Source organism: Paenirhodobacter huangdaonensis, from assembly GCF_004022465.1.
Taxonomy (GTDB): Bacteria; Pseudomonadota; Alphaproteobacteria; order Rhodobacterales; family Rhodobacteraceae; genus Rhodobacter; species Rhodobacter huangdaonensis.
This window is the reverse complement of the sequence record NZ_SAVA01000030.1, coordinates 1-1,479: the sequence shown is the minus strand read 5'-3', so window position 1 is coordinate 1,479 and position 1,479 is coordinate 1. Positions and strand designations below refer to the sequence as shown.

General features: G+C 62.9%; 2 protein-coding genes and 1 pseudogene. All 3 read left to right on the top strand.

What is annotated here, in order from left to right:
• On the top strand, positions 1 to 448 hold a 448-nt coding region (locus tag EOW66_RS20245), incomplete at its 5' end, for a recombinase family protein (protein WP_164881216.1).
• On the top strand, positions 376 to 699 hold the full coding sequence (locus EOW66_RS20240) for a recombinase family protein (protein ID WP_338054893.1): 324 nt from the start codon (positions 376 to 378) through the stop codon (positions 697 to 699). The genes EOW66_RS20245 and EOW66_RS20240, both read left to right, overlap by 73 nt.
• A 107-nt stretch (positions 700 to 806) precedes the next feature.
• Positions 807 to 1,479 (top strand): annotated as a pseudogene (locus tag EOW66_RS20235) (recombinase family protein); the annotation flags it as partial.

The following is a 1,479-nucleotide window of genomic DNA, read 5'->3' as shown; positions in this document are numbered from 1 at the left end:
GCGCGGCCGGATCGATGTCGTGGTCGCCGAGAGCATCGATCGCATCTCGCGCGATCAGGAACATATCGCGGCGTTCCATAAGCAAATGACCTTCCTCGGCATCCCGGTCATTACCGTGGCCGAGGGCGAGATCTCGGAACTTCACATCGGCCTCAAAGGCACGATGTCGGCGCTCTACCTGAAAGACCTCGCCCAAAAGACCCATCGCGGGCTGGAGGGCCGTGTGCGTGACGGCAAATCTGCGGGGGGCATCAGTTATGGCTACCGGGTGCACAGGGAACTGCGAGCTGATGGGACCCTGACCACCGGCGAGCGGGTCATCGACGCGGAACAGGCCGCCATCGTCACGCGCATTTCACGGAATATGCCTCGGGACTGTCCGCCCGCGCCATCGCTGCGGCACCGAACAACGAGGGCATTGCCTCACCCGACAGCGGCAAGGACATAGGCACCTGGGGACCGTCGACCATCTCCGGGAACTGGAAGCGCGGCACGGGCATCTCGAACAACGAGCTCTACATCGGTCGGCTCGTCTGGAACCGGCAAAGTTTCATTAAAGACCCGCAAAGCAGTAAACGTCAGGCCCATCCGAACCCGCCCGAGGAGTGGATCATCGAGGATGTCCAGACCTGCGCATCATCTCCGACGACCTATGGCGACAGGCCAAGGACCGGCAGGGGGCTATCCGCGCGGACATGAACCCTGCCGGCATCGGGTCCGCCCGCCCCCGGCCCGAACGGGCCCGCCGTCCGGAGCATCTGTTCTCGGGGCTCGTAAAATGCGGCTGTTGCGGGGCGAGCTATACGGTGATCAACAGGACCCGCTACGGCTGCGCCGCGGCACGCAACAAGGGCGACGCCATTTGCATCAACCGCGCGACCATCCAGCGTGAAGAGGTGGAAGCCCGCGTGCTGGACGGCCTGCGCGAGAAGCTTCTGCACCCCGATCTGATCACAACGTTCGTCGAGGAATACCGCAAGGCCTTCAACGCCGCCGCAGGCGACCGCAGCAGCGCCCCGGATAAGGCCAAGCGCGAACTGAAGCAGATCGAGAAGAAGATCACCGGCATCCTCACGGCCATCGAGGACGGCATGTATCACCCTTCGATGAAGGCGAAGATGGCGGATCTCGAAAGCACGGAGGCGAAGCTCACCGCGTTTCTGGAGGACCGCCCCGAGCCGCCTGCCCTGCGGCTGCATCCCCGCCTGTCCGATCTCTACCGCGAGAAGATCGCAGATCTTGCCAACGCGCCGAACCAGCCCGAGCAGAAGCTTGAAGCATCACAGATCCTGAGAGGGCTGATTTCGGAGGTGCGCATGGTGCCTGAACCGTCTGCACCCGGCGGCCATCAGCTTGACCTCATTGGGGACTTGGCTGGAATTCTCGATCTCGGCGCGCTTGACATGACAAAGCCCCCGCATTTGGCGAGGGCTGTTGGCTCTATCGAGTCTGATTTGTTGGTTGCGGGGGCAGGATTTG